At 61.3% G+C, this 25,126-nt stretch carries 20 protein-coding genes and 1 pseudogene; 15 read left to right on the top strand and 6 right to left on the bottom strand.

The annotated features are described in order from the left end of the window. Positions 1 to 17 precede the first annotated feature (17 nt). Positions 18 to 917 carry a hypothetical protein gene (locus J2Y68_RS21755; protein ID WP_309996996.1) on the top strand — a complete coding sequence of 300 codons (900 nt, stop codon included), beginning with the start codon at positions 18 to 20 and terminating at the stop codon, positions 915 to 917. A gap of 581 nt (positions 918 to 1,498) precedes the next feature. On the opposite strand, the pseudogene J2Y68_RS21750 reads toward J2Y68_RS21755, so the two are convergent. The 3 genes and pseudogenes from J2Y68_RS21750 to J2Y68_RS21740 all read right to left on the bottom strand — a co-directional run. After that, positions 1,499 to 1,957: pseudogene (locus J2Y68_RS21750) on the bottom strand (DUF3817 domain-containing protein); the annotation flags it as partial. Positions 1,958 to 2,039: 82 nt separating this feature from the next. Continuing rightward, positions 2,040 to 2,648, bottom strand: coding sequence for a hypothetical protein (locus J2Y68_RS21745; protein WP_309996993.1), 609 nt, complete (start codon positions 2,646 to 2,648; stop codon positions 2,040 to 2,042). A 79-nt stretch (positions 2,649 to 2,727) separates the two neighbouring features. Further along, complete coding sequence (locus tag J2Y68_RS21740) at positions 2,728 to 3,234, bottom strand: hypothetical protein (RefSeq protein ID WP_309996990.1); 507 nt, start codon at positions 3,232 to 3,234, stop codon at positions 2,728 to 2,730. Between the two features lie 203 nt (positions 3,235 to 3,437). Between J2Y68_RS21740 and J2Y68_RS21735 the strand changes: the two genes are divergently transcribed. The 11 genes from J2Y68_RS21735 (at position 3,438) to J2Y68_RS21685 (ending at position 18,104) form a co-directional block, all read left to right on the top strand. Continuing rightward, the gene (locus tag J2Y68_RS21735; protein ID WP_309996988.1) at positions 3,438 to 4,547 is read left to right on the top strand and encodes a thermonuclease family protein; all 1,110 of its coding nucleotides are present in this window, start codon (positions 3,438 to 3,440) and stop codon (positions 4,545 to 4,547) included. Positions 4,548 to 4,646: 99 nt separating this feature from the next. Beyond that, positions 4,647 to 6,143 (top strand): type I restriction-modification system subunit M, encoded by a 1,497-nt coding sequence (locus tag J2Y68_RS21730; RefSeq protein WP_309996985.1) that lies wholly within the window; start codon positions 4,647 to 4,649, stop codon positions 6,141 to 6,143. Continuing rightward, on the top strand, positions 6,140 to 7,279 hold the full coding sequence (locus J2Y68_RS21725; RefSeq protein ID WP_309996982.1) for a restriction endonuclease subunit S: 1,140 nt from the start codon (positions 6,140 to 6,142) through the stop codon (positions 7,277 to 7,279). The genes J2Y68_RS21730 and J2Y68_RS21725 overlap by 4 nt, the downstream gene beginning before the upstream one ends. Positions 7,280 to 7,384: 105 nt before the next feature. After that, positions 7,385 to 7,609 carry a helix-turn-helix domain-containing protein gene (locus J2Y68_RS21720; protein WP_167510528.1) on the top strand — a complete coding sequence of 75 codons (225 nt, stop codon included), beginning with the start codon at positions 7,385 to 7,387 and terminating at the stop codon, positions 7,607 to 7,609. Between the two features lie 23 nt (positions 7,610 to 7,632). Continuing rightward, complete coding sequence (locus J2Y68_RS21715) at positions 7,633 to 8,898, top strand: HipA domain-containing protein (protein ID WP_309996979.1); 1,266 nt, start codon at positions 7,633 to 7,635, stop codon at positions 8,896 to 8,898. Between the two features lie 70 nt (positions 8,899 to 8,968). Further along, positions 8,969 to 12,367 (top strand): DEAD/DEAH box helicase family protein, encoded by a 3,399-nt coding sequence (locus tag J2Y68_RS21710; protein ID WP_309996977.1) that lies wholly within the window; start codon positions 8,969 to 8,971, stop codon positions 12,365 to 12,367. Positions 12,368 to 12,459: 92 nt separating this feature from the next. After that, positions 12,460 to 13,188, top strand: a complete 729-nt coding sequence (locus J2Y68_RS21705; RefSeq protein ID WP_309996974.1) for a FadR/GntR family transcriptional regulator — start codon at positions 12,460 to 12,462, stop codon at positions 13,186 to 13,188. Then, positions 13,185 to 14,207 carry an asparaginase gene (locus J2Y68_RS21700; protein WP_309996971.1) on the top strand — a complete coding sequence of 341 codons (1,023 nt, stop codon included), beginning with the start codon at positions 13,185 to 13,187 and terminating at the stop codon, positions 14,205 to 14,207. Before J2Y68_RS21705 ends, J2Y68_RS21700 begins: the two co-directional genes overlap by 4 nt. Positions 14,208 to 14,220: 13 nt before the next feature. Beyond that, entirely contained in the window at positions 14,221 to 15,636 is a 1,416-nt protein-coding gene (locus tag J2Y68_RS21695; protein WP_309996969.1) for an aspartate ammonia-lyase, read from the top strand. A gap of 144 nt (positions 15,637 to 15,780) precedes the next feature. After that, the gene (locus J2Y68_RS21690; protein ID WP_309996967.1) at positions 15,781 to 17,289 is read left to right on the top strand and encodes an amino acid permease; all 1,509 of its coding nucleotides are present in this window, start codon (positions 15,781 to 15,783) and stop codon (positions 17,287 to 17,289) included. Positions 17,290 to 17,432: 143 nt separating this feature from the next. Further along, entirely contained in the window at positions 17,433 to 18,104 is a 672-nt protein-coding gene (locus tag J2Y68_RS21685; protein WP_309996965.1) for a FadR/GntR family transcriptional regulator, read from the top strand. Here J2Y68_RS21685 and J2Y68_RS21680 read toward each other — a convergent pair. From J2Y68_RS21680 to J2Y68_RS21670, 3 genes are all read right to left on the bottom strand, one after another. Then, the gene (locus J2Y68_RS21680; RefSeq protein WP_309996962.1) at positions 18,101 to 18,970 is read right to left on the bottom strand and encodes an amidohydrolase family protein; all 870 of its coding nucleotides are present in this window, start codon (positions 18,968 to 18,970) and stop codon (positions 18,101 to 18,103) included. The two genes, J2Y68_RS21685 and J2Y68_RS21680, sit on opposite strands and share 4 nt — an antisense overlap. Further along, entirely contained in the window at positions 18,963 to 19,901 is a 939-nt protein-coding gene (locus J2Y68_RS21675) for an aldo/keto reductase (RefSeq protein WP_309996960.1), read from the bottom strand. The genes J2Y68_RS21680 and J2Y68_RS21675 overlap by 8 nt, the downstream gene beginning before the upstream one ends. A 90-nt stretch (positions 19,902 to 19,991) precedes the next feature. Next, the gene (locus J2Y68_RS21670) at positions 19,992 to 21,299 is read right to left on the bottom strand and encodes an alpha-L-fucosidase (RefSeq protein ID WP_309996957.1); all 1,308 of its coding nucleotides are present in this window, start codon (positions 21,297 to 21,299) and stop codon (positions 19,992 to 19,994) included. Between the two features lie 181 nt (positions 21,300 to 21,480). Here J2Y68_RS21670 and J2Y68_RS21665 point away from each other — a divergent pair, with 181 nt between their 5' ends. The 3 genes from J2Y68_RS21665 (at position 21,481) to J2Y68_RS21655 (ending at position 25,063) form a co-directional block, all read left to right on the top strand. Continuing rightward, on the top strand, positions 21,481 to 22,389 hold the full coding sequence (locus tag J2Y68_RS21665) for a fumarylacetoacetate hydrolase family protein (RefSeq protein ID WP_309996955.1): 909 nt from the start codon (positions 21,481 to 21,483) through the stop codon (positions 22,387 to 22,389). An 87-nt stretch (positions 22,390 to 22,476) separates the two neighbouring features. Then, complete coding sequence (locus tag J2Y68_RS21660; RefSeq protein WP_309996952.1) at positions 22,477 to 23,775, top strand: ATP-binding protein; 1,299 nt, start codon at positions 22,477 to 22,479, stop codon at positions 23,773 to 23,775. Positions 23,776 to 23,818: 43 nt separating this feature from the next. Continuing rightward, complete coding sequence (locus J2Y68_RS21655; RefSeq protein WP_309996950.1) at positions 23,819 to 25,063, top strand: low temperature requirement protein A; 1,245 nt, start codon at positions 23,819 to 23,821, stop codon at positions 25,061 to 25,063. Positions 25,064 to 25,126: the final 63 nt, after the last annotated feature.

Here is a 25,126-nt window from a genome sequence, read left to right as displayed (position 1 = left end):
TCGGATCAGTTCTTCTGGTGACGCACACTTTGTTGATCGGCGTCCCATCATTTGCGGATGACGACCCGCACGTCAGCATCGGAAAACACGACACAGCCATAGACATCAACGCCAAGTTCACTCTCGATCCAGTCACCGGTGTTCCATCCACGAACATGGGCCCGAATGGTGCCGCCGAGGACCCGAACCAGTACATGGCCGATGTCCATTGCCGCTCGGGTGGTTCGGACACCCCGGACAGGGGTTGCCTCACCCTGGACTGCCCACCGAAAACACCCGGCGGAGAGCAAGGCACGCCCGTGATCTGGCGGCAGGCGCCGAAGTACATCACCAACCCGGTGTGGACAGACTACCCGGCGGTCAGCGGACCAACGTGCCTCTACGACGCCAAACCCGAAGACGTCCTGGCCAACATCGCCGCCCGGATCCTCAACGACTTCCGCCAACTCCCCGTCAACCCAGGAACCCTCGAAGTCCAACCCTTCCCCAACACGCTCAAAGGCGGACCCACCAACTTCTACGCCACACCAGGGCAACAAACCTTCGACCTCACCATCCTCGGCCAAGCAGTCCACCTCACCGCCACCCCCGCAAACTACACCTACGCCTACGGCGACGGCACCAAACTCGGACCCACACCCCTAGCCGGCTACCCCATACCCCAAACCCAATGGCTCACCACCGAGACCCGCAACAGCCACACCTACACCCAAACCGGCAACTACCCAGCCACCCTCACCACCAGCTTCACCGGAACCTACTCCGTCAACAACGGACCACCACTACCCATCAACGGAACCCTCGACCTCACCACACCACCCAAAACCATCCACGTCTGGAAAACCGAAAAAGCACTCGTCGCCGACACCTGCGAGCAAAACCCCACATCCTGGGGCTGCCCCAAAGCAGACCGCTAGCGAACCACCAATTGCTGACGACGGGCCCAGGGGCCTGGTGCCGCCATTCCCTTCGGACCCCGTGTCGACCATCTTCCGCAACCGATCTAAGCCGATCGACCAACCACACAAAACAGCTAGGAGTACCCGAATGATTCGAGACTTTCACCCCCGCAGTAGTACAGCCACGCGTCTTGGTACGGTGGCGATGGCAGTTTCCTGCCTGTTTGTTATCTGTGGGTGCCAAGGCGGCGAAGACCGACCCGGTTCGACAAGTCCAGCACCCCTTTCGACAGAGTTGTCGTCACCTATGCCGGCTTCGGCGCAAGGCGTCATTATTTCTGCCGATGGTTTGTATCAGCTGATGCCGGACTTTCATTGCCGCGATGACGGTCCGGATTCTGAGGACAACCGATGCCTGACGCTGGAGTGCCCGGCCACTACCGACAGCGAGGCCGAGGGGAGACCTGTCATCTGGAAGAAGGCGTTACGAACAGTGGTCAACCCAGGATGGCAGGACTGGGTTCCAGTAAGCGGTCCGACGTGCTTCTACGATCCCAAAGCCTGATCAAGGCTGCAGGAAGTATCCGTATCAGGGGGTAAGAGAACCAGGTATCGGGAGGGCCCATGAACAGCAGGAAGCTGAAGACCGCGCCCACAGCGACAAGAGTGACAACCACTGCGACGATCGGGTTCCTCAAGACCCAAGCTTGGGCTTTCTCAAATCCTCCTTGAGGCGAATCGCCCCCAGCAGCCAAGCGCCAGCCTCCGGCAAGGAGACCGCGACGATCGAGCGACTTCTCCACGGGGATGGTGGCATAAGGAATGACCGCCGAGACGATGGCAAGCAGACCGGTACGTGTGGACCATTTCTGGTTTATCCATGTGAAGGCAGCCGTGGCGGCATAGCAAAGGAACACGAATCCATGGATGCCTCCGGCGATACTCACCCCGACATCGGTGGTGCGAGTGACGTACTTAAGGAAGAGCCCGATCAGCAACAGCGTCCAAGTCACGGCCTCGGCAAAAGCGACGGTACGGAACAGGGTGCGCGGCTGCATGGGAGTCCTCAGGTAGAAAACGGGAGACGCATCATATTCTACGGGCTGTAGAACTTCCCGCGCGTCAACTGCCAACAACAATTCATTTTGCCGAGGGCAGCGCCTGCCCGTTCCGGATCCGGGAATCACCAAACTCGATTGCCACAGGAGCTATTTCGATAGGCTCTTCGTGTCGGGACTTTGCCTTGCCGACGGCAATATGGGGCAGCCACCGCGGTGATCTGTAGCCCAAGGCAGGTGAGCTGAGAATAAAGTCGTCGATGTTGTCGAGGCCAAGTTCGTCCAGAAGCACGTGGAGCCCCTGAACCAAAAGGGCCTGATAATCGTGGACTTCTTGGGGTACGTCCACTTCGAAGCCCATCAGGCGCCCACCGCCCAAGGGGATCAGTCGGTCTGTTTTGCCAAGGAATCCTTCCAGAACCGGCAGTTCGGTCAGCCAGCTCACGATTTCCGGAAGCACCTTATCCGCCGTCGAGAGTCCTCTGGTCCACTTCTCGATGTCCGCCAGAAGATGGTCCAGGATCCCGACGTGAAGGAGTGTCATGTGGAGTCCAGACGGTTTGCGGAGCGAATCGACGTAGCGTCCGAGCCCTTCATAGTCGGCAAGGCCGGCGCCGAGGCTAAGAACCGGCACCTCGACGGTGATGCGAAGCCCTTCCGGTTTGCCGCGAGCGGGTTCACTGGCCGTCATGGATCACATTATGCGCCGGATCCGAAGCGGGCGGGAGGTCGACAGCGTCAGCCGACCGTCCGCCGCCGAACGCTAACCCCTATTTCCGGGCTCGCGCCTGGACGAGGTTGGCGAACGGAAGCCTGCCAAAGGTGGCGATAAAGTCAGCGTGATAGGCGGCTTCGGCCGCATTTACCTCGGACGCGGGGAGTTCCTTCCATGCGATCACCAAGTCGAGGGCGTCCCGCAACTGCCAGATGAGTCGGGCATCCCACACGACGGTCGGACGCCCACGACCGTAGTCCATGAACTCTTGGATCTTCTTACGAAGCCCGCGATTGCCTTGGCTGCCGGCGCCGGCCTTGCCCACGTAAAGTACGGAAGCTTCCGGGAGCCACTCGGTTTCCAGCGCTTCCCGTTTGAGGGAGGGGTCCTTTTTCTTGAACGTCCCGGCAGTGCTCTTACTAAGGAATGCGGGCTCAAAATCTGCTGGGCGAAGGACCACGAAGATGCCGGGTCCCTGGGGAATCCGCATCGGATCGAGTTCGTCGAGCGGCCTGAACCCGGTGAAGCCATCCGCGGTGAGGGACTTTTTGGTGAAGAGCATGGTCCATTGTGACAAGCAGGGGTCACAATATCTCCGCCGGCCATGCTAAACCGGCGGATGGTGAGTTGTAGCTTAAAGTGATTTCGGCTGCTGAGCAGCCAACTCATCACTCCATTCGCATAATAGGGGGACTATTTGCGCGCCCAACCCAGGCTGCCCCACATCCATCATCCATTGCACCTCCCCTTGGGAGGCCCGACATCATGCGGAAACTAATTATTGGAGCAACAGCCGCTGTAGCCGTCGTTACCGGCTCGCTGATTGCTGCGGCCGCTGCGAACGCCGACTCTGGCACTGTCGTCAGGGTAGTTGACGGAGACACGGTGGTGGTTTCCATCAACAACAACGATCAGACGATCCGGCTGCTGAATATCAACACGCCGGAGACCAAGGACCCAAACAAACCCACCGAATGCCTGGGCCCAGAGGCCTCGAAGCATTTGGAGGAGGTACTTCCGGTGGGCAGCAAGGTCCGGTTGGAGTTCGACGTCGAACGCCATGACAAATACGGACGCACCTTGGCGGGTATCTTCAATGCCAAGAATCAGCTGGTCAACGCCGAGATCGCCCGTCGCGGACTGGGCGTTCCGATGGTCGTAGGCGAAAACCGCAAGTTCCTGCCGCCGGTCGAAGCTGCCTTTGAGGAAGCGCGTACTGCCAAGTCCGGGCTCTTCGCAGAGGACATCGAGTGCACCCTCCCTGCACAACTGACAGCTGCCAACGAAGCACTGACAGCGGCCCAAAGTGCGGCGCCAGCAACGACGTCGGCCGAAGCAGGAGCATCCGCTACTGGACTGGCAACTGCGATTCTTGCTGCCAAATCAGCCAAGGACTTGCTGTCCGCGGCGAGGGACACAGAAAACTCGATCCTCTGGGCCGCCTACTCTGCCAGCGAATCAACCGCCAAGATGACCGCCCTGACGGCTGTAATAACCCGGGCTGAGTCTACGCACAACCAGCTCAAGGATCAGGAGAAGACACTCGCAGCGGCCGAGAAGAAGGCCGAAGAGGAACGGGTGGCCGCTGCCGCGCGAGCGGAGGCAGAACGAAAGGCCGCCGCGGAAGCAGAGGCAGCAGCAAAGAAGGCTGCCGATGAGGCCGCCGCAGCAGAACAGGCGCGGGCAGCCGCAGCAGCTGCCGAGGCAGAGCGGATACGCAACCTCCCGGCACCCTATGTGCCTCCTGCCCAGCAGTACGTTCCGCCGGCCCAAAACTACGTGCCGCCGGCGCCACCGGCCCAATCGAATCCCTACCCGGGGTACACGGGTCCACGCTGCTACGCTCCCGGCGGCAAGTCCTGGCGTCCCTGCTGACAAACCCGTAGGCCAGGCCTGGCGCCGCCGGATCCGGCGGTGCCAGGCCTTCGCTGTCGTCGGGCTCAGCGCCTCAAAAAACGCACTAAACTCGCATGAGTGATCACAGGTGAAATCAAGTCCCAAGTAGACAAAGTCTGGAATACGTTCTGGAGCGGCGGTATCTCGAACCCGCTGGAAGTCATCGAGCAGATCACGTACCTTCTGTTCCTCAAGCGCCTGGACGAGAACCAGACTCGGGCGGAGAAGCAGGCCAACATCTTAGGCGAGCCGATCGAGAACGCAGTGTTCCCCGAGGGTGTTGACCCCCAGGGCCGCCCCTATTCGGACCTCCGCTGGTCGAAGTTCAAGGACTTTGGTCAGATTGAGATGTTCACGGTCTTCCAGCAGAACATCTTCCCGTTCCTCCGAACTGAGCTGACCAAGCAGTCCAACGGCGAAGACTCCACTTATAGCCACCACATGAAGGATGCGCAGTTCAAGATTCCGAACGCGGGTGTCTTGAAGCAGGTGGTGGATGTCATCGACTCCATCAACATGGAGGGCCGCGACACCAAGGGCGATCTCTACGAGTACATGTTGTCTAAGCTGGCATCGGCGGGTACCAACGGACAGTTCCGAACCCCACGGCACATCATCGACCTCATGGTCGCGATGACAGCACCCCAGCCGCTCGAAGCCATCTGTGATCCGGCCGCTGGCACCTGCGGCTTCCTGGTTCAGGCCGGCGAATACCTCCGTAAGAACAACAGCAATCTCCTCACCAATGACGAGACCAGTAAGTTCTTCCATCACGAGCAGTTCCATGGCTTCGACTTCGACTCCACCATGCTCCGCATCGGTTCAATGAACATGCTCCTCCATGGTGTCGAGAACCCGGACGTCTCCTACCGCGATTCCCTTGCCGACCTGCACTCTGTCGAGGAAGAAAAGTACAACGTCATCCTCGCCAACCCGCCGTTCGCTGGCAGCTTGGACTACGAGAATGTGTCCAAGGAGTTGCTGAACGTCGTCAAGACGAAGAAGACTGAACTCCTCTTCCTGGCACTGTTCATCAAGCTGCTCAAGCCGGGCGGACGAGCTGCCGTTATCGTCCCTGACGGCGTCCTGTTCGGCTCCACCGGCGCGCACAAGTCCCTCCGCAAGACACTGGTCGAGGGGCACAAGCTCGACGCCGTGGTCAAACTCCCGTCCGGGGTCTTCAAGCCCTACGCCGGAGTCTCCACCGCCATCCTCTTCTTCACTAAAACGAACTCCGGCGGAACCGCCAACGTCTGGTTCTACGACGTAAAATCCGACGGTTTCAGCCTCGACGATAAGCGCACGCCGCTCGGCTCTTCCGACCTTGAGGACGTCCTCTCGCGTTGGAATCAGCGCACGACGACGGAACTTGAGCGGGCGCGCACGGACCAGTCGTTCTGCGTTCCAGTTTCGGAGATTGAGGCGAACGACTACGACCTTTCTCTGAACCGGTACAAGGAGATCGAGCACGAAGAGATCGAGCATGCTGTCCCAGAGGAAATCTTGGCTGCGCTTGACGAGCTCGAAGCTGAGATCACCGAGGGCATGAATGACCTGCGGGAGCTGCTGAAGTGAGCCCGATTTTTGGAGATGTACTTAGCCAAGGCAACAAGACAGAGCGCATTTCCGATCCTTCCAGAGAGCTGTTTGTTACCCTAAAACTAAACGGCAATGGCGCGATCAAGCGTAGGATCGGCGAAGGCAAAACTCCTCAGCCCTTTAGCGGTTATCGGGTAAGGGAAGGCCAATTCATATACTCACGGATTGATGCCCGCAACGGAGCGTTCGCGATCGTCCCTCCTGAACTTGATGGAGCTGTAGTTTCTAAAGATTTTCCAGTGTTCGACCTCGACAGACAGCGGATCGATCCGCAGTTCCTGATTCGTTATGTTTCCACGGATCAGTTCGTCGATGAGATTCGCTCACTGAGCTTCGGCGCAACCAACCGTCAACGCGTCAAGGAAGAGGTATTTCTCAAGCTTCCTCTCTTTCTGCCGCCCATAAACAGGCAGCGACGGATCGCGGCGATTTTGGACAAGGCCGACGAGCTCCGAGCCAAGCGCCGCAAAGCCATCGCCCGCCTTGACGCGCTCACCCAATCGATCTTCCACTCCATGTTCGGGGACCCCACTCGTGATTCGAAATGGGGTTCAGCCCGGCTCGATGACCTCGGGCGTTGGCAGAGCGGCGGGACGCCAAGTAGATCTGTGCCGGCTTACTTCTCGGGTACTATCCCCTGGTATAGCTCGGGCGAACTCGGAGAGAGGCGGCTAGGGGCCTCTGCCGAGCGAATCAACCAAGCCGCCCTAAGTAACTCGTCTGCAAAGATGATCCCGCCGGGCGCCCTGCTTTTGGGGATGTACGACACGGCTGCCCTCAAGTCCGGTATAACTTCTGTTCCTAGCGCCTGCAACCAAGCCATCGCGTTTTCGAAGCTAAACGACCGCGTTGTGACCGACTACGTTTACTACGCCATACAAATCGGAAGAAGCCACTTCATGCGGCTCCAACGCGGAGTACGTCAGAAGAACTTGAATCTTTCAATGATCAGAGCCCTCCGGGTTCCTCTTCCTCCTATCGAACTGCAGCAGGCCTTCGCAACCCGCGTTGCTGCCGTCGAACGTTTGAAGGAAACCCACCGCAAGCATCTGGCGGAACTGGACGCGCTCTTCGCGTCGCTCCAAAGCCGCGCATTCAAGGGCGAACTCTAAGCATTAACTCAGCTCGAAAGAGACCTGTCGCCGTACGGCAACAACTGCTAAAGTCGGCGTACGGCGACATAAGTGGAAGTTGCCGTACGGCGACAGGAGACTCTAGTGCGCACAGTCCGCGAGGCCGGGCCGCTTGTACGTGAATTGCGTGAAGAACGCGCATGGTCGCAGGCAGAGTTGGCCCGGCGAGCCAGCGTCTCACGCACTTTCGTCATCGATCTTGAATCCGGTAAAGCGTCGGTGGAAACGTCCAAGTTCATGGATGTCTTTCAAGCCCTCGGTTTCGAAATCGCCATACGCGACAGCGAAACGGGCGCGGTCCGGTGGTGAGTTCCCGCGCTCTCGATGTTTTTATGGACGGTACGCTGTGCGGCCGCGTTGAACAGTCGCCGTCGGGAAATCTGACCTTCCGCTACGACCCCGAATACCAGGCAGCCCCGAATGGGACACCGTTGTCCTTATCCATGCCGCTGGCCGCCACCCTGCACAAGAAGCGCAGTGTGCTCCCCTTTCTGCAAGGACTCCTCCCAGATAGCGAAGGTGCCCTGCAGACGATTGCCCGACGGTTCCGGGTTTCCCCGTCCAACCCTTTCGCCATCCTCGAACACATCGGTGCCGACGTCGCGGGTGCGCTTCAATTCATGGCGCCCGGCACAGGTTCTTCAGATGGCACTCTTCCCAGAACGGCCGTGAAGGCCGTTTCGGACGCAGAGGTGTCGGAGATGCTGGATCATGTGGTGACTGAATACAAGGACGGCACACCCTACGACGACGCAGCAGGACGTTTCAGCCTAGCTGGGGCACAGCCGAAGATTGCCCTGTATCAACTTCCAAACGGCAAGTGGGCAGTTCCGGAAGACGCGACTCCCACAACGCACATCCTAAAACCCGCGGCAGGCAACTTCAGCCGCCTGGATGTTGTGGAGCAGCTGACCATGAGGGCGGCAGCTTTTCTTGGGCTCGAAGTGGCCAAATCCGAACTGACCCGCATCGGCGACTGGGACGTTTTTGTAACACGCCGTTATGACCGCCAGGAAGTAAATGGAACCTGGCGTCGCCTCCACCAAGAAGACTTTTGCCAGGCGTTAGGTGTTTCTCCAGCCAAGAAATACCAGCACCGTGACGGCGGGCCGGGCGCGAGCGATTTAGCCGCTCTTGTACGATCACTTCCTTTTGAAGCAGACCGCCGTGCAGCAGGAGAAGGGCTGTACCGGGCCTTCGTTTTCAACACCGTGGCGGGTTGCACCGATGCGCATGCCAAAAACTACTCCCTACTCCTCAACGGCAATCGGGCACAGCTATCGCCGCTCTACGACCTCGCCACCTACGCGCCGTATTGGGATGGGGACTCTAGCATCGACTTGGCCATGAGCGTGAAAGGCGAGTACAGGCTCCAGAGAATCAGCAAGCAGATGCTGGCCTCGACAAGCGTCCAATTTGGCGTTGGTGCAGACGCTGCCCGGGACATAATCGAACACTATTGTGGCGGCTTTGTGGAAGCATTCGAAGCTGCCCGCGAAGAGCTGAAATCCCAGCTGGGCTCCCTGCCGAAAATCGCCGATGACACTATTGCAAAAGTACAACGGTTGCCATTGGTCGGGGCCACCGGTCTGAAATGAAGACTAAACAGTCGCAGTGTCGTGATTGACTACTTCCAGGACAACGGAGCAACGGATCGGAGACGGCTGCATGGGGGCAGTTACCAGCAACTTTGGGTTCATGCTGGGCGAGTGGCCCGAGTTGGCCAAACAAGCACGCCGGGCCGAACAATTCGCCCGGGTCGATCCTCGCGCATCCGTGTTCTACGCCCGCTACACCATCGAACGCATAGTTGAGTGGCTTTACCAAGTAGAGCCAGGTTTGGTTACCCCCTACAAAGATGACCTCAATGCCTTACTGAACGAGCCCACGTTCAAGAATCTTGTGGGCGCTCCAATTGCCAACAAGCTCACGATCATCCGCAAAGCCGGCAACAATGCGGTCCATAACTCCGTTGGCCCCACCATCCAAGGTGCTGAGCTCGTGCTTCGCGAACTGCACCACGTTTGCTATTGGCTCGCCAGGAACTACGCCAAAACCGGTAACCAGCTGCCGCCGTCGTTGGTTTTCGACGCCTCGGCCCTGACCCCGAAACCTAAGACTCCGGTCCAGCAGCAGTCGCCCGAAGAACTCCAAGCACTCGAAAGTCAGCTCAAAGCAAAGGACGAGGCGCTCGCACAGGCAGCTGCCGACTCTGCTGACCTCAAGGCCCAGCTGGAGATTCTGCAGGCCGAAGTTGCCGAGGCCAAGAAGCAGAACCAGACGGTCCCCGACCACCATGACTATGACGAGGCCCTGACCCGCAGGCACCTCATCGACCTGGAACTCCACGAGGCGGGCTGGCCGCTCAGCAACACAGAAGACCGCGAATTCAAGGTCGACACCATGCCCACGGCAAGCGGCACGCTCAGTGGCGTCGGCTACGTGGATTACGTGCTGTGGGGCGCTGACGGACTGCCTCTGGCGGTGGTCGAAGCGAAGCGGACCACCAAAGATCCCCATGTTGGAAAGCACCAGGCCAAGCTGTACGCCGACTGCCTGGAGCGTCGATACGGCCGGCGCCCCATCATCTACTACACCTCCGGTTACGAGACTTGGATGTGGGACGACACCATGTACCCGGAACGCGCGGTGCAGGGATTCCACACGAGAGATCAACTGCAACTACTGGTCAACCGCCGACAGAGCCGAAAGCCCCTGGCTGAACAGGCAATCGACAACTCGATCGTCGAACGCCCCTACCAGCACAACGCCATCCGGGCCGTCACGGAAGCTTACGAGAAGGACTTCGAGCGCAAGGCGCTTGTAGTAATGGCGACAGGCACGGGCAAGACGCGCACCGTCGTCGCACTCGCCAAGCTCCTGCAGGAAGCCAACTGGGCCAAACGCGTTCTATTCCTCGCCGACCGGGTTGCCTTGGTCAAGCAAGCGGCAAATGCGTTCAAGGCCCACCTGCCCGGTTCCAGTCCCGTCATTCTCGGCTCGGGCGAAGAAGCAGACAGCCGCATCCACGTGGCGACATATCCGACCATGATGAACCTCATCAACAGGACCGAGGGAAAGCTCGGACAGCGGACCTTTGGCATTGGCCACTACGACCTCATCATCGTCGATGAAGCCCACCGGTCCGTCTACCAAAAGTACAGGACAATTTTCCAGTACTTCGATTCGCTCCTCATCGGGCTGACGGCCACGCCACAGTCAGAGGTGGACCGCAACACCTACAGCCTCTTCGGCATCGAGGACAACGTTCCGACGTTTGCCTATGAACTCAGCGAAGCCATCGAGGCCGGATATCTCGTGCCGCCGCGAGTCGTTCCGGTTCCGCTGAAGTTTCCCGATCAAGGTATTTCGTACGAGGACCTTTCTGAGGCTGCCAAAGAAGAGTGGGACGAGCTCGAGTGGGATGAAGACGGCGAAATCCCGGATTCCGTGGACGCCACCGCGATCAACACTTGGCTCTTCAACGCCGACACAGTGGATAAGGCGTTGGAAGTCCTTATGACCCGCGGCCACAAGGTTGCCGGCGGGGATCGCTTGGGCAAAACCATTATCTTCGCAAAGAACAACAGGCACGCGGAGTACATTGCTGAACGCTTTGACAAGAACTACCCGGCTTACAAGGGCCAGTTTGCTCGCGTCATCACCTATCAGGTGAACTACGCCCAGAATCTCATCGACGAATTCTCGACCACCGAGAGCAACCCCCACATCGCCATTTCAGTAGACATGCTGGACACCGGCGTTGACGTGCCGGACGTCGTCAACCTTGTCTTCTTCAAGATGGTCAGGTCCAAGACCAAGTTCTGGCAAATGGTGGGCCGCGGTACGCGCTTGCGCCCGGAACTGTACGGGCCGGGCGAGGACAAGAAGGACTTCTTCATCTTCGACCTCTGCCGCAATGCCGAATTTTTCAATGCAGGCATGCCCAGCAACGAAGGGTCGCTGGGCAAATCACTTGCGGAGACAACGTTTGCTGCACGCGTCCGGCTCCTCCAAACATTTGCTGACCTTCAATGGGATCCTCAAGCGCCAGTCGTTACCGACCTTCGACAAACCCTGAAACACACAGTTGACCGGCTTCCGCTGGACAACTTCCTCGTCAAGCCAGCGCGCAAATGGGTGGACAGGTTCACCGAGGAAACGGCGTGGACTTCCTTGGCGGCCGAGGACTTCCAGGCTTTGCAAACCGAGATCGCCAAGCTCGCTTCCATTGGCGCGCCCGCGGACACTGAAGAGGCCAAGCGCTTTGACTATCTGATGCTCCAGACAGAATTGGCGTCCCTGCAACAATCGGCGGTTGGGCCGTTCCGGATAAAGATCCAAGCAATAGCCTCCGCCCTGCAAGACCAGCAGAGCATCCCGGCCATCGCCGCCCAACTGCCATTGCTGGAAACAATCCTCCACGACGAAGAATGGGAATCTGTTTCCTTGGAGTGGCTGGAGGAAATCCGTCGGCGGCTCCGGGGATTGGTCCATCTCATCGAAAAGCGGAAACGCAAGGTGGTCTACACAAACTTCCAGGACGAGCTCGGCGTGCTTGAGGAAGTTGAACTGGTGGGTGCAACGAACGGCTTCGTGGACCTCCCCCGTTACAAAGAGAAAATGCGTTCGTACTTGGCACAATACGAGGAGCACGCAACCATCCAACGGCTGCGACGCAACAAGCAACTCACCGAGTTGGACCTCGAAGAGCTAGAACGCATACTCCTGGAAAGCGGCTTGGGTTCGCTCGAAGACTTGAATCGCGCCGCCCACGATGGGCTCGGCCTTTTTGTCCGTTCCCTGGTTGGTTTGGACCGCGAAGCGGTCGAGGAAGCGTTGTCTGAGTTTGTAGCCGGTACAACGCTCACGGCCCAACAGCTGAACTTCCTCAACGTTCTGACCACTCATCTGATGGAAAACGGAAAAGTCAGCCCAAAAGCCTTGTTCAACTCTCCATACAACGAGCTGGCCCCGTCCGGCCCGGATGTGCTGTTCGGCGATGAGAAAATTGGGCAGCTGATCAGCATTCTTCGCTCCATCGAGAACCATGCGAAGGTGAGCTGAACGGCAGTGGCGATTGCCGCCGTCGTTCACCAAAGCGTGAAGCGGTTCTTTCAGCGTTGACAGTGCCTTGTGACCCGTGCCATATTCAAAGCGTGAACCTGTCAGACAGCCGGACAGCTGGACAACCCGAATTCCCGGGTAACGCCGCTGCGCACACCCCGATCTCCCGCATTTCCGCAGCTGAGGCGGTCTTCGCGGCCCTGAGGCGTGCCATCGAAGGCGGCCAGTTCGATATCGGCACCAAGCTGAGCTCCGAAGCGACGCTCGCCGCGCAGTACGGCGTGAGCCGCTCGGTCATCAGGGAGGCGTTGAGGTCCTGCAACACCTTGGGCCTCACCATGACCAAAACCGGCAAGGGCACGTTCATTGTGGCCAACAAGGTCGCCAACGACCTTACCTTGGGACAGTACAGCGCACGCGATCTTAACGAAGCACGTCCCCACATCGAGATCCCCGCCGCCGGGCTGGCGGCCCAACGAAGGACCGACGAGGAACTCGAGCACCTCAAGGACATCGTCCAGGAAATGCTCAACGAGAACGATCCCGAAGCCTGGGTCAACCTGGACGCCACTTTCCACTCCGCCGTCGCCCGTGCAAGCGGAAACCGTGTGTTCGCCAGCGTTGTTTCCGACATTCGCGAGGCCTTGGCCCACCAGTCCGAAACCCTCAACCTCGTGGCTGACCGGCAGCACCGCTCGGATGAGGAACATGTAGCCATCCTCAATGCCATTGAGGCCGGCGATGAAAAAGCCGCAACCAACGCTATGGCCGCCCACCTTCAGGCCGTCAGCGTTGCCCTGGACACGATCCTCAGCAAATGACACACCCAAAGGACACCATGACCGTCCCCGCAGCACCGGCCCACCGAGCCGACGCGCAGACCGCGCCCAACCACGTCCCCCTCGTCGAGGTAACCCGCGACGGGTTGGTGGAGAGCATCCACTACGGGTCTCTAATTGCCCTGAACAAGAACGGCACCACCGCAGTAGAGGCCGGCCAGCCGGACGCGCCGATGTACCCGCGTTCAAGCCTGAAGCCGCTCCAGGCAGTTGCGCTCCTGAAAGCCGGTTTGGATATCCCGGAGAAACTTCTCGCGCTCACCGCGGCAAGCCACTCCGGCGCGGAAATGCACCGCGATGGTGCAGTCGAAATCTTGAAGCTGCACGGCCTCACGGACGCGGCGTTGGCCAACAGCACCGACCTTCCCTACGGAGTCACAGAACGAGAAGAGTGGCTGCGTGCCGGCAACGGCCCCACCCAGATCGCGCAGAACTGCTCAGGCAAGCACGCTTCCATGACCGCCGTTTGCGTCATCAACGGCTGGCCTGTGGACGGGTACTTACACCCCGAGCACCCGTTGCAGGTACTGGTCCGCGACACCATTACCGAACTGACGGGCGAGGAAGCCGCAGCAGTCAGTACTGACGGCTGCGGAACTCCGCTTTTCGCCCACTCACTGCACGGGATGGCCCGGGCCTATGGCCGCCTGGCCGCTGCAGAGGTAAGCACCTACGAGGGCAAGGTGGCGCACGCCATGCGCCGTTACCCGGAGATGGTTGCCGGCGAAGGCCGCGACGTCACAGCCCTGATGCGCGCCGTTCCAGGCCTGCTTGCGAAGGACGGCTTCGAGGGCCTCCAACTGGTGGGCCTCCCCGACGGCACTGGCGTTGCCGTGAAAATTTCCGACGGCGGTGATCGCGCCCGCATGCCCGTCACCGTTGAGGTTCTCCGCCGGTTGGGTGTCGACGGCGGCAGCTTGGACTCTCTTCAAAGCCCACCTGTGCTGGGCGGCGGCCTTCCGGTCGGCGAACTCCGTGCAGCCCGAAATTTCAGCAACTAAACCAAGGACAGCTATGACCACCGTCGATCAGGCGATCCCCCTCCGTTCCGAACACGACCTTCTGGGTGACCGCGATGTTCCCGCGGACGCCTACTGGGGCGTCCACACCCTCCGCGCCATCGAGAACTTCCCCATTACCGGGCAGCCGCTCTCCACGAATAAGCACCTTGTCAGGGGCCTGGCCGCGGTGAAGCAGGCCGCAGCCCGCACCAACCACGAGCTCGGACTCCTGGATGCCGAACGCGCAGGGGCCATTGAGCAGGCCTGCCAGGACATCATGGACGGCATGTTGCAGGACCAGTTCATGGTGGACGTGATCCAGGGCGGCGCTGGCACCAGCTCCAACATGAATGCCAACGAGGTCATAGCCAACCGTGCGCTGGAAATCCTGGGCCACCCCAAGGGTGACTACTCCAAGCTGCACCCGAATGACCACGTCAACCTGAGCCAGTCCACCAACGATGTCTACCCAACAGCGGTGAACCTCGCCACGATCTTCTCGGTCAAGGAACTGCTGCTGGCCCTCGAGGAGCTCGAGGTGGCCTTCGCCGAAAAGGGCCGTGAGTTCCGGACCGTGGTGAAGATGGGACGCACCCAGCTTCAGGATGCGGTCCCCATGACGTTGGGCCAGGAGTTCGGCGGTTACGCCGTCACCATCGGCGAAGACCGGGCCCGCCTGGACGAGTCGCACATGCTCATCCACGAGATCAACCTGGGCGCCACCGCCATCGGCACAGGCTTGAACGCCCCGGCCGGCTACGCGGAGGCTGCATGCCGCCACCTGGCCGAGATTACCGGCCTTCCCCTGCTCACCGCCGCGGATCTGATCGAAGCCACCCAGGACGTGGGCGCGTTCGTCCACTTGTCCGGTGTGCTGAAGCGCGTGGCCGTGAAGCTCTCCAAGATTTGCAACGACCTCCGCCTGCTGTCCTCGGGACCGCGCGCGGGTTTGGGCGAGATCAACCTGCCGGCTGTGCAGTCCGGTTCGTCGATCATGCCCGGCAAGATCAATCCGGTGATCCCGGAAGTGGTCAGCCAGGTGGCGTACGAGGTCATCGGCAACGATGTCACCGTCACCATGGCCGCGGAGGCCGGCCAGCTTCAGCTGAACGCCTTCGAACCGATCATTGTGCACAGCCTGCACAAGAGCATCTCCCACCTGGAAGCAGCGTGCCGCACCCTTACGGCCCGCTGTGTCCGGGGAATCACCGCAAACACCGAACGGCTACGGCTTACCGTGGAGCAGTCGATCGGCCTAGTCACGGCATTGAACCCCCATATCGGTTACGCCTCCGCCACTGCTATTGCGCAGGAGGCACTGGCAACGGGCAAGGGCGTCGCAGAACTCGTTCTGGAACACGGTCTGCTGACCGCGTCCCAGCTTGAGGAACTGCTCAGCCCCGAACGTCTGGCGAACCTGAGCAAATAGGCCCAAACTGGCCAATAACCCCAGCGGCTTCCGCCAGCCGTTCAGCCCGGTGAGGCATACCCCCACGCGGCACTGTCCAGCGAGCCCGGATCCCCGACCGGACACTTCCATGGACACCCCAACAGGACACCCCTAAGGATTCCAATGACCAACCCCATCACGGACCACACGGTCCCGGCCCAAGCGCATGCCAGCGAGAAATCCCTCCACAAGGAGGACAGTGGCTATCACAAGGACCTCAAGCCGCGCCAGATCCAGATGATCGCGATCGGTGGCGCCATCGGCACCGGCCTGTTCCTGGGCGCCGGCGGCAGGCTCAACGCAGCTGGCCCGTCCCTCGTCATCGCCTACGCGGTCTGCGGCTTTTTCGCCTTCCTGATCCTTCGCGCACTCGGTGAGCTCGTTCTGCACCGCCCGTCGTCGGGATCCTTCGTTTCCTACGCCCGCGAATTCTATGGTGAGAAGGCAGCCTTCGTCTCTGGCTGGTTCTACTGGATCAACTGGGCCACCACCACCATTGTGGACATCACCGCGGCCGCGCTTTACATGAACTTCTTCGGCAAGTACATCCCCTGGATGGGCGCCGTTCCGCAGTGGGCGTGGGCTTTGATCGCGTTGGTCGTCGTCCTCAGCCTCAACCTGGTGTCGGTGAAGGTCTTCGGCGAAATGGAGTTCTGGTTCGCGCTGATCAAGGTGGCCGCGCTGGTGGCCTTCCTCCTGGTGGGCACGTACTTCGTCATCTTCGGTACCCCTGTTGATGGCCAGACGGTCGGTTTCAGCCTCATTTCCGATAACGGCGGCGTCTTCCCGAACGGTGTCCTGCCGATGATCATCCTTATGCAGGGTGTGCTGTTCGCGTACGCTTCCATCGAACTCGTGGGTACCGCGGCCGGTGAAACACCCAACCCGGAGAAGATCATGCCCAAGGCCATCAACTCCGTGGTCTTCCGCATCGCAGTCTTCTACGTTGGCTCCGTCATCCTCCTGGCACTGCTCCTCCCGTACACCTCGTACGAGAAGGGCGTCAGCCCCTTCGTGACGTTCTTCGGTTCCATCGGCGTTGAGGGCGTGGACGTCATCATGAACCTCGTGGTCCTCACGGCAGCCCTGTCGTCACTGAACGCCGGCCTCTACTCCACGGGCCGTATCCTTCGCTCCATGTCCGTGGCCGGTTCGGCCCCGAAGTTCGCGCAGCGCATGAATAAGGCAGGCGTCCCCTACGGCGGCATCGCCATCACCGCAGGCGTCTCGCTCCTTGGTGTTCCGCTGAACTACCTGGTCCCGTCCGACGCCTTTGAAATCGTCCTTAACGTCGCGTCCGTGGGCATCATCGTCACCTGGGCCACCATCGTCCTCTGCCAGATGCAACTGAAACGCTGGTCCGACAAGGGTTGGGTGAAGCGCCCGTCCTTCCGCCTATTCGGGGCTCCGTATACCGGTTGGCTGTCGCTGATCTTCCTCGCCGGCGTCCTGGTCATGGTGTTTATCGAGTCACCGCTCACCATGCTGGTCACCGCGATAGCCTGTGGACTCATGGTCTGGGGCTGGTTCCTGTGCCGCAAGCAGATCCACGAGCTTGCCGCCACCCGCGACGGCTACACCGGCAGCGCGCCCGTTATCGCCAATCGCCCCCTCCCGGGCGCCGATAAGTAACAGTCCCACTAAGTAACGCCCGACGGCGGCACCAGGGTTCCGTAACAGCGGAACCCTGGGGCCGCCGTCGTTGGTTAACGCCCCGGTTGGGTGAGCCCCGCGGCGGAAACAGACATCCGATCATTCGTAGCTACTATTGGTCCATGGCTGTCACAGATGAGGCGATCAGCAAGATCAAAGACATGCTGATCCGTGGGGAACTCAAAGCCGGCGATCGACTCCCGCCGGAAAAGGAACTGAGCGAAAGGCTTGGTCTTTCACGGAGTTCACTGCGCGAAGCGGTGAAGGCCCTCGAACTGATCCGCGTGCTGGACGTCCGCCGCGGCGATGGAACCTACGTGACCAGCCTCGACGCCAAACTCCTCAATGAAGCTGTCGCATTCGTGGTCGACCTGCATCAGGACCGTTCCGTTCTTGAACTCTTTGAAGTCCGACGAATCCTTGAACCCGCCACCGCACACTTGGCCGCAGGGAAAATCACCGCCGAAGATCTCAAGAGGCTGCGGGGCAGCATGAATGGCATCGACGAGTACACGGACGTCGAGGAACTCGTGGCCCATGACCTCGAATTCCACAGCATCATCACCGAAGCTGCGGGAAACGACTACCTCGGCAGCCTGCTGGAAGCCCTGTCCAGCAGCACAGTACGGGCGAGGATTTGGCGGGGGCTGACGCAGGAGAAAGCCGTCGCGCACACCCTGTCCGAGCATCGGGCCATTACGGCTGCATTGGAACGCGGCGACGCCGAACTGGTGCGGGCACTGGTTACCGTGCACATCAGCGGCGTGGAGAACTGGTTGCGCCAGGCCCTCTAACCGTCTGGCTCCGGAGTCACGGCCAGCCCGTACGTCCGGATCGCTGTCCCCTCCAGGACCTCGTCCTGTTCCGAAGGACTCAGCGTGGAAACAAGTTCCAGCAGGACATCCAGCGTCCGGCCGTAAGGAACCCCGGCCGTACTGACAGGCCAGTCACCGCCAATCATGAGGCGCCCAGGACCGAACGCCTGCACGGCTTCCTCGAACACGGGCCGCAGGGAATCGTCCGAGTACTCCAGGCCCGGCACGTGAAGGCCGGAGAGTTTGGCCACCGAGTTGGGACATGCTGCGAGCGCCCGGAAGTGGGCGCGCCACAATTCCATGGCTTCGGGATCGCCCAGCGGCGGCTTGCCCAGATGGTCCAACACCACGGTCAGGTCCGGCATGTCCCGGGCCAGCCGTACGGTTGCACCCAGATGCCGCGGGTAAGCGTCCGGGACGTCAAAAGCCAGCCCGCGCTGTGCCACCACGGCCAACGACTCCCGCACGCCGGGAAGGTCCAGGAAGTCAGTCCGTGGATCGTCATGCACCAGGTGCCGGACGCCCCTGAAGACAGGTTGAGCCGCGAACCGGGCCAACTGCTCTGCAGCCTCTGCCGGCGATTCGAGCCGGACCCAGCCCACCACGCCCAGCACCCACGGGTTGCGCGATGCGACCGACAGCATGCTCTCCGTGTCGGCAACGGTATCGTCGGCCTGGATCAGTACGGCACCCCTGACGCCGGCAGCCTCCAATGTCTCCCGCGCCTCGTCTTCGCCGAAACTCCGGAAGAGCGGACCGTGCTGCGGGCCGAGCCACGGGTAGTGGCGCTCACCGCCGGTGACGAAAGTGTCCAAGGTCCACAGATGCAGGTGCGAATCAATCACGGCCAACGGCCTCCAAGGCGCCCCAAAGCTCTTCGGGCACAGGCTCCTCCATCCGCGCGGCGTTCGCGGCCACCTGTTCAGGAGAAGTCGCCCCGGCTGTCACGTTCACCACGGCCGGATGGCGCAGCGGGAACTGGAGCGCCGCCGTCGGAAGTTCCACCCCGAAGTCACGGCAGGTTGCCGCCAGCCGCCGCGCCCGCTCCAGCACTGGCGGTGGCGCTTGATCGTAGTTGTAGTGCGCATCGTCCGGGACGTCGGATCGGGCCAGGAGGCCCGAGTTGTAGACGCCAACATTGACGACGCCGGTGCGGCGCTCCATGCAGCGCTCAAGCAGCGGAACTTTGGGCTGCTCCAGCAGGGTGAAGCGGCCGGCGAGCATGACGAGGTCCAGGTGGGCGGCTTCGACGCATTCGAGGGCCGCCTCGGCCGAGTTGAGGCCAACGCCGATGGCTTTGACTACGCCTTCGGACCTTAGCTTTTCCAATGCCGGCAGGCCCTGGTCGATCCCGGCCCGGAGGTCGTGGACGTCGGCATCGTGGAGGTAGGCGATGTCCATGTGGGTGAGGCCAAGCCGGTCCAGCGAATCCTCGATGCTGCGGCGAATGCCCGCCTCGGAAAAGTCCCACACGCGCCTGGTGGTGGCCGGAACGTCGAAGCCCTCTGGGTCCTGGCCCCCGGCGGCGTTCGGCTCAAGCAGCCGGCCCACCTTGGTGGAGATCACGAAGTCGTCCCTCGGCTTGTCCCGGAGGACCGCACCCAACCGTTGCTCAGAGAGGCCCAGGCCATAGTGCGGGGCGGTATCGAAGTACCGGATGCCGGCGTCCCAGGCAGCAAGAACGGTGGCGAGTGCTTCCCCGTCCGGGATGGCCCGGTACAGGTTACCGATTCCAGCTCCGCCGAAGCCAAGCTTGCCGAGGTTCAGTGGTGTCATGGCAACTCCCATACTTTGTGGATACCCGTATCCTCCCCCGGGTAATCGTCCGGGCGCGCTAAAAGTTCAGCTGTCCTTACCGGCCGTGCGCTAAGCGCGATCGCCCTGCTCAACGGGCGCGCCGGGCTTCAGGAAAAGTTCAAGCACCGGAACCGCGACATCGGGCCGCTGCACAGGGAGCTTGATTGTCAGCGTTCCCGGGGGCTGGCCACCAGGGGTCATGTTCATTGCCTGCTGCTGGGGATCGAGTTCACGGAGGAACACCTCGGAGGCGTCGTTCAGCAACTGCGCGTACTCAACCTTGCCGGCCAGGCCTGGGAGATGGACGTATTCGAACGGCCACGCGAACAGGTGCACGTACAGCCTGTCACCGCGCTGCGTGTAGCGGGCATCGGGCGGAGCCGTGAACTGTGAGGGCCCGGCGCCGTAAATGGCGCGTGAGTGCAGCTTCATCCACTCGCCAATTCCGTGCAGCGAAGCCAACGCCCGGGGGTCGATGTTACCCCTGCCTGTCGGGCCGACGTTCAGGAGCAGGTTGCCGCCCTTGGACACCCCGTCCACGAGCATCCGGATCAGCATGTCGACGGACTTGTAATCGAGGTTGTCGCGGTCGTACCCCCAGCTTCCGTTGAGGGTCTGGCAAGCCTCCCAGGTGACCGGTACGCCGTCGAGCATCATGGGGCCGGCGGGCTGGTACTGCTCCGGCGTGATGAAGTCTCCCGGGATATCTAGCCTGTCATTGACGATAATGCCGGGCTGCAGCTCCCGCACCATGGCGAGCAGGGCCTCGGAGTCCCAGTCCTTCCGGCCTTTGCCACCCCAGAACTCCTCCTGCCCGAGGCCCGCGTAGGAGAAGTCGAAGAACAGGTAATCGATGGTGCCGTAATTGCTCAAGAGCTCACGCACCTGGCCATGCAGGTACTCCCGGTAGCGGGCCATGTCCCGCCCGCTGTTCATGCTTTCGACGTCGGCCGCGTTACGTTGCGGGTGCACGCCGTCGATGGTGAAGTGGGGGTGATGCCAGTCGACGAGCGAGTGGTAGAAACCAACTTTCAGTCCCTCAGCCCTGAGTGCTTCCACGTAAGGTGTGATCAGGTCCCGGCCGGCGGGCGTGTTGGTGGCCTTGTACTCCGTCAGGGCCGAGTCCCACAAACAAAAGCCATCGTGGTGCTTGGTGGTGAGGACCACGTACTTCATTCCCGCGTAGCGGGCGGCACGGGCCCATTCACACGGATCGTAGAGATCGGGATCGAAGCGCCGGAAGTACTGCCCATAAGCTTCGACACTGAGTTCCTCCCGGTTCATCACCCACTCGTGCCGGGCAGGCAGTGCATAGAGCCCCCAATGCACGAACATCCCCAAACGGGCCTCTTCAAACCAAGGTGCGTGCTGGATCAACGGGTTTCCTTCCATACCGGGCGGTTCGGATGCTGCTCCATTCGACTCCTGAAGTAGGTCACGGTTCTTAATCGACCCTAAAGATCTGATGTCTTAGTTGTCAACGGGTCACATTTCCGTATCTTGAGTGCCGACACCACACTAGAGTTCGGATGTTGGTCCCGAACGCACGGAGGAAGCCATGACCTTGAAATTCGCCAGGCTGGGTACGGCCGGAAACGAACAACCGGCCGTCATCGCCCAGGACGCCGACGGCACCGAGAAGTACTTCAGCCTCACGGCCATGACCAACGACATCGACGGCGGTTTCCTCGCCTCAGACGGCATCGCACGCACCCGGGAAGCCCTGGACAAGGGCGAACTTCCCGAAATTTCGGCAGCTGGCCTGCGCGTCGGTGCACCCGTGGCCCGGCCCGGCGCCGTGGTGGCCATCGGCCTGAACTACACCGCCCACGCAGCCGAATCCGGGGCAACCCCGCCCGAGGTGCCCGTGGTGTTCCTCAAGCCGAGCAACACCATAGTCGGCCCTTTCGATGCTGCCCCGATCCCGCCGTCGTCGGAAAAGTACGACTACGAAGTGGAACTGGCGATCGTGATCGGCCGGGAAGCGTCATACCTTTCCTCCCTTGAGGAGGCGGAAAACTGCATCGCAGGCTACGCAGTGGCAAACGACCTCTCCGAGCGCGACTACCAAATCCCGGGCGCAGCCGGACAATGGACCAAGGGCAAATCCCTCCCGGCCTCCACTCCCCTGGGCCCGTGGCTGGTCCCCGCCGCCGACATCGACCCGGACAGCCTGCGCCTCCAGACTGTGGTCAACGGCGAATCCCGCCAGGACTCCAACACCTCGGACATGATCTTCGACCCCGCCACGATCGTCCACCACCTCAGCCAGTACATGGTCCTGGAACCCGGCGACGTCATCATCACGGGCACACCCGAAGGGGTGGCAATGTCTGGCCGGTTCCCCTTCATCCAGCCGGGTGACGTGGTTGAGGTGGAAATTGAGCGCCTGGGACGCCAGCGCCAGGAGTACTTCCGGGCCACCGCCGGCAGCACCCCGGGAGTGCAGTTGCATCCGGTTTCGTAACGCAACGGGCTCGCAACGTCCTGCGGCGACGGTTCGCCTATGCTCAACTCCAAGGCATCAACGGCGATCCACCGAGGAGTTACACGCATGACGAACTGGCGCATCAGGGACTTCCACTCGTCCGATTTGGACGGCATCCTGCACCTCTGGGAGTCGCTCAAGGCTGACGGAGTGGAGCCCGTGTACGCATTGTCGGAGGTCCTCGCCTCGTGCGAAAAGGACCATGCGGTGGTTGCGGTGCAGGGCGAGCAGGTGGTGGGCGCCGCCGTCGGACGTGCCGCGCACGATCAAGGCTGGATCGTTTTCCTCGCCACCCTGACCGAGTTCCGCGGTCGCGGCATCGGCACCTCCCTGCTGTCCGCCGTCGAAAACCGCATGGCCCCGCATGGGCTCAACAAGCTCTCCGCCCTGATGCCGGAAACGGAAACGCGGGTGGAGGCGTTCCTGGGCCGCGGCTTCGTCGTCAAGAAAAACCTGCGCTACTTCGAGCGGACCATCCCGGTGCAACGCCAGGAACTTGGCGCGTTGGGGCTGCTCGGCGGTCGCATCCTGGCCCGTGATCTCTGGGAAAACGTCGCGGGTATGCGGAGGGAAAAGGAACTGCTGGAACGCCGGCTGGTGCTGCCGCTGGCCGAAGCGGACCTCGCCGACGAATACGGCGTCGTACCGCCGCGCGCGGTGGTGCTCTTCGGTCCGCCGGGCACCGGCAAGACCACCTTCGCCAAGGCCATCGCATCGAGGTTGGAGTGGCCGTTCGTGGAGGTCTTCCCCTCCCGGTTGGCCTCCGATCCCAAGGGCCTGGCCGGAGCCTTGCGCGAGACGTTCCTGGAAATTGCCGAGCTCGAACACGCCGTCGTGTTCATCGACGAGGTCGAAGAGATCGCCTCGCAGCGTGCCGGTGATCCGCCGTCGCCGCTGCAGGGCGTCACCAACGAGCTCCTCAAAATCATCCCGGCCTTCCGCGAGCAACCCGGGCGACTCCTGGTGTGCGCCACCAACTTCATCCGCGCCCTGGACACTGCCTTCCTGCGCCACGGCCGCTTCGACTACGTCATTCCAATCGGCCTGCCGGACGTCCACGCCCGCGAAGCCATGTGGCAGCGCTTCATCCCAGCCACGGTGGTGGACTCGGTGGACATTCCATTGTTGGTTTCCCGGACTGAGGGATTCTCGCCCGCGGATATCGAGTTCGCGGCCCGCAGCGCCTCCCAGCGCGCCCTGGAGAAAGCAGTGTACGACGACGGTGCTGCTTCGGTCGGGGCGAACGGACGAAAGGGGCCCGTCACACAGGACTACCTCGACGCGATCGCTGACACCCGCACGACCGTCAGCGCCGAAGTCCACCAGGACTTCCTGGAAGACATCGACGCCCTGGGCCGCGTCTAGGTCCAGCTGCCGCCGAGTTCGTGGGAACGGTAATCTTTGAGCCATGTCCACAAACCCACTTCGCCATGCCCTGTCCAAAATGGGCGGCCGCGATCCCCACGAAAAGCACCGCACAGCCACACCGCTGGAGCTGTTTTTCGATCTGACCTTCGTTATCGCTTTCGGTGTTGCCGGTAACCAGTTCGCGCACGCCGTCGCCGAGGCGCATTTCGGCGCGGGCCTGCTGGGTTTCGGCTTTGCGATGTTCGCGGTGATTTGGGCCTGGATCAACTTCACGTGGTTCGCCAGCGCCTACGACACCGATGACTGGGTTTTCCGGGTGGTCACCATGGTCCAGATGGTGGGTGTCCTCATTCTCGCCATGGGCATCGAGCCGATGTTCCACTCCATCGTGGAGGGCGACCACGTAAACAACGTCGCCATCCTCATCGGCTACATCATCATGCGCGTCGCCTTGATCTTCCAGTGGTTGCGCGCCGCGCGACAGGACCCGGAACGACGGGAAACATGCTTGCGCTACGCCAAGTATCTTGCAGTTGTGCAGATCGGCTGGGTCCTTGCCCTGGTGATCGAAACGGATGTCCTCACCACGTTCCTAATGGCAGCTCCCCTCTTCGTGCTGGAGATGGCAACCCCGTACTTCGCCGAACGCAAGATCCGGACGCCGTGGCATGCGCACCACATCGCCGAAAGGTACGGGCTGTTGGCGATCATTGCCCTGGGGGAGTGCCTGATCGGTGCTATTGAAACGCTGCGGGCCATCGTCGCAACCCACGGATGGTCGGTGGATGCTGCCCTGGTGGGGTTCAGCGGCACGGGGTTGGCGTTCGCCATGTGGTGGATCTACTTCATCCTGCCCGCAGGCCCGGCGCTCCACGTCCAGCGGCATCGCTCATGGGTGTTCGGCTATGGGCACATGCCGGTCTTCGCTGCCATCGCGGCCACCGGCGCAGGACTCCATATTGCTGCCTACTTCATCGACCACGAAGCCCACGTCCCGGCGGCAGGTGCCGTGGCCTCGATCGCCATCCCGATCATCCTCTTCAAGGTTTCACTCACCACGCTGTACAGCATCATGCTCGGCCGTGACCGCGACCTCCTTGTGAGCACGGCCGTGGTGGTCCTCGCCTTGGCAGGAAGCATTGCAATGGCCGCGGCTGGCGCCTCTGTCCCTCTGTGCATGATGGAAATGATGGCGGTCCTGGGCCTGTCCATCGCGTTCGACGAACGACGCGGGCACAAGGGCCGGGCCGCTGCGCTTCGGCGGCTGGAAAACGCCGCGGGCTGACGCGTTGCGAGGCCCGCTCTGCACCCCAAATCGCCTTCATGGCGTGCATAGCGGGCCCCGCAA

Origin of the sequence: Paenarthrobacter nitroguajacolicus (genome assembly GCF_031455195.1) — a bacterium.
Lineage (GTDB): Bacteria > Actinomycetota > Actinomycetes > Actinomycetales > Micrococcaceae > Arthrobacter > Arthrobacter nitroguajacolicus_D.
The sequence above is the reverse complement of the archived record's forward strand: the minus strand, read 5'-3'. Positions and strand labels throughout refer to the sequence as shown.

What these genes read in the sequence shown, in the direction of transcription:
- J2Y68_RS21745 (WP_309996993.1), bottom strand. Translation starts at nt 2,648, where the DNA reads ATGACGGCCAGTGAACCCGCTCGCGGCAAACCGGAAGGGCTTCGCATC.
- J2Y68_RS21740 (WP_309996990.1), bottom strand. Translation starts at nt 3,234, where the DNA reads ATGCTCTTCACCAAAAAGTCCCTCACCGCGGATGGCTTCACCGGGTTC.
- J2Y68_RS21735 (WP_309996988.1), top strand. Translation starts at nt 3,438, where the DNA reads ATGCGGAAACTAATTATTGGAGCAACAGCCGCTGTAGCCGTCGTTACC.
- J2Y68_RS21715 (WP_309996979.1), top strand. Translation starts at nt 7,633, where the DNA reads ATGGACGGTACGCTGTGCGGCCGCGTTGAACAGTCGCCGTCGGGAAAT.
- J2Y68_RS21710 (WP_309996977.1), top strand. Translation starts at nt 8,969, where the DNA reads ATGGGGGCAGTTACCAGCAACTTTGGGTTCATGCTGGGCGAGTGGCCC.
- J2Y68_RS21700 (WP_309996971.1), top strand. Translation starts at nt 13,185, where the DNA reads ATGACACACCCAAAGGACACCATGACCGTCCCCGCAGCACCGGCCCAC.
- J2Y68_RS21695 (WP_309996969.1), top strand. Translation starts at nt 14,221, where the DNA reads ATGACCACCGTCGATCAGGCGATCCCCCTCCGTTCCGAACACGACCTT.
- J2Y68_RS21690 (WP_309996967.1), top strand. Translation starts at nt 15,781, where the DNA reads ATGACCAACCCCATCACGGACCACACGGTCCCGGCCCAAGCGCATGCC.
- J2Y68_RS21685 (WP_309996965.1), top strand. Translation starts at nt 17,433, where the DNA reads ATGGCTGTCACAGATGAGGCGATCAGCAAGATCAAAGACATGCTGATC.
- J2Y68_RS21675 (WP_309996960.1), bottom strand. Translation starts at nt 19,901, where the DNA reads ATGACACCACTGAACCTCGGCAAGCTTGGCTTCGGCGGAGCTGGAATC.
- J2Y68_RS21665 (WP_309996955.1), top strand. Translation starts at nt 21,481, where the DNA reads ATGACCTTGAAATTCGCCAGGCTGGGTACGGCCGGAAACGAACAACCG.
- J2Y68_RS21660 (WP_309996952.1), top strand. Translation starts at nt 22,477, where the DNA reads ATGACGAACTGGCGCATCAGGGACTTCCACTCGTCCGATTTGGACGGC.
- J2Y68_RS21655 (WP_309996950.1), top strand. Translation starts at nt 23,819, where the DNA reads ATGTCCACAAACCCACTTCGCCATGCCCTGTCCAAAATGGGCGGCCGC.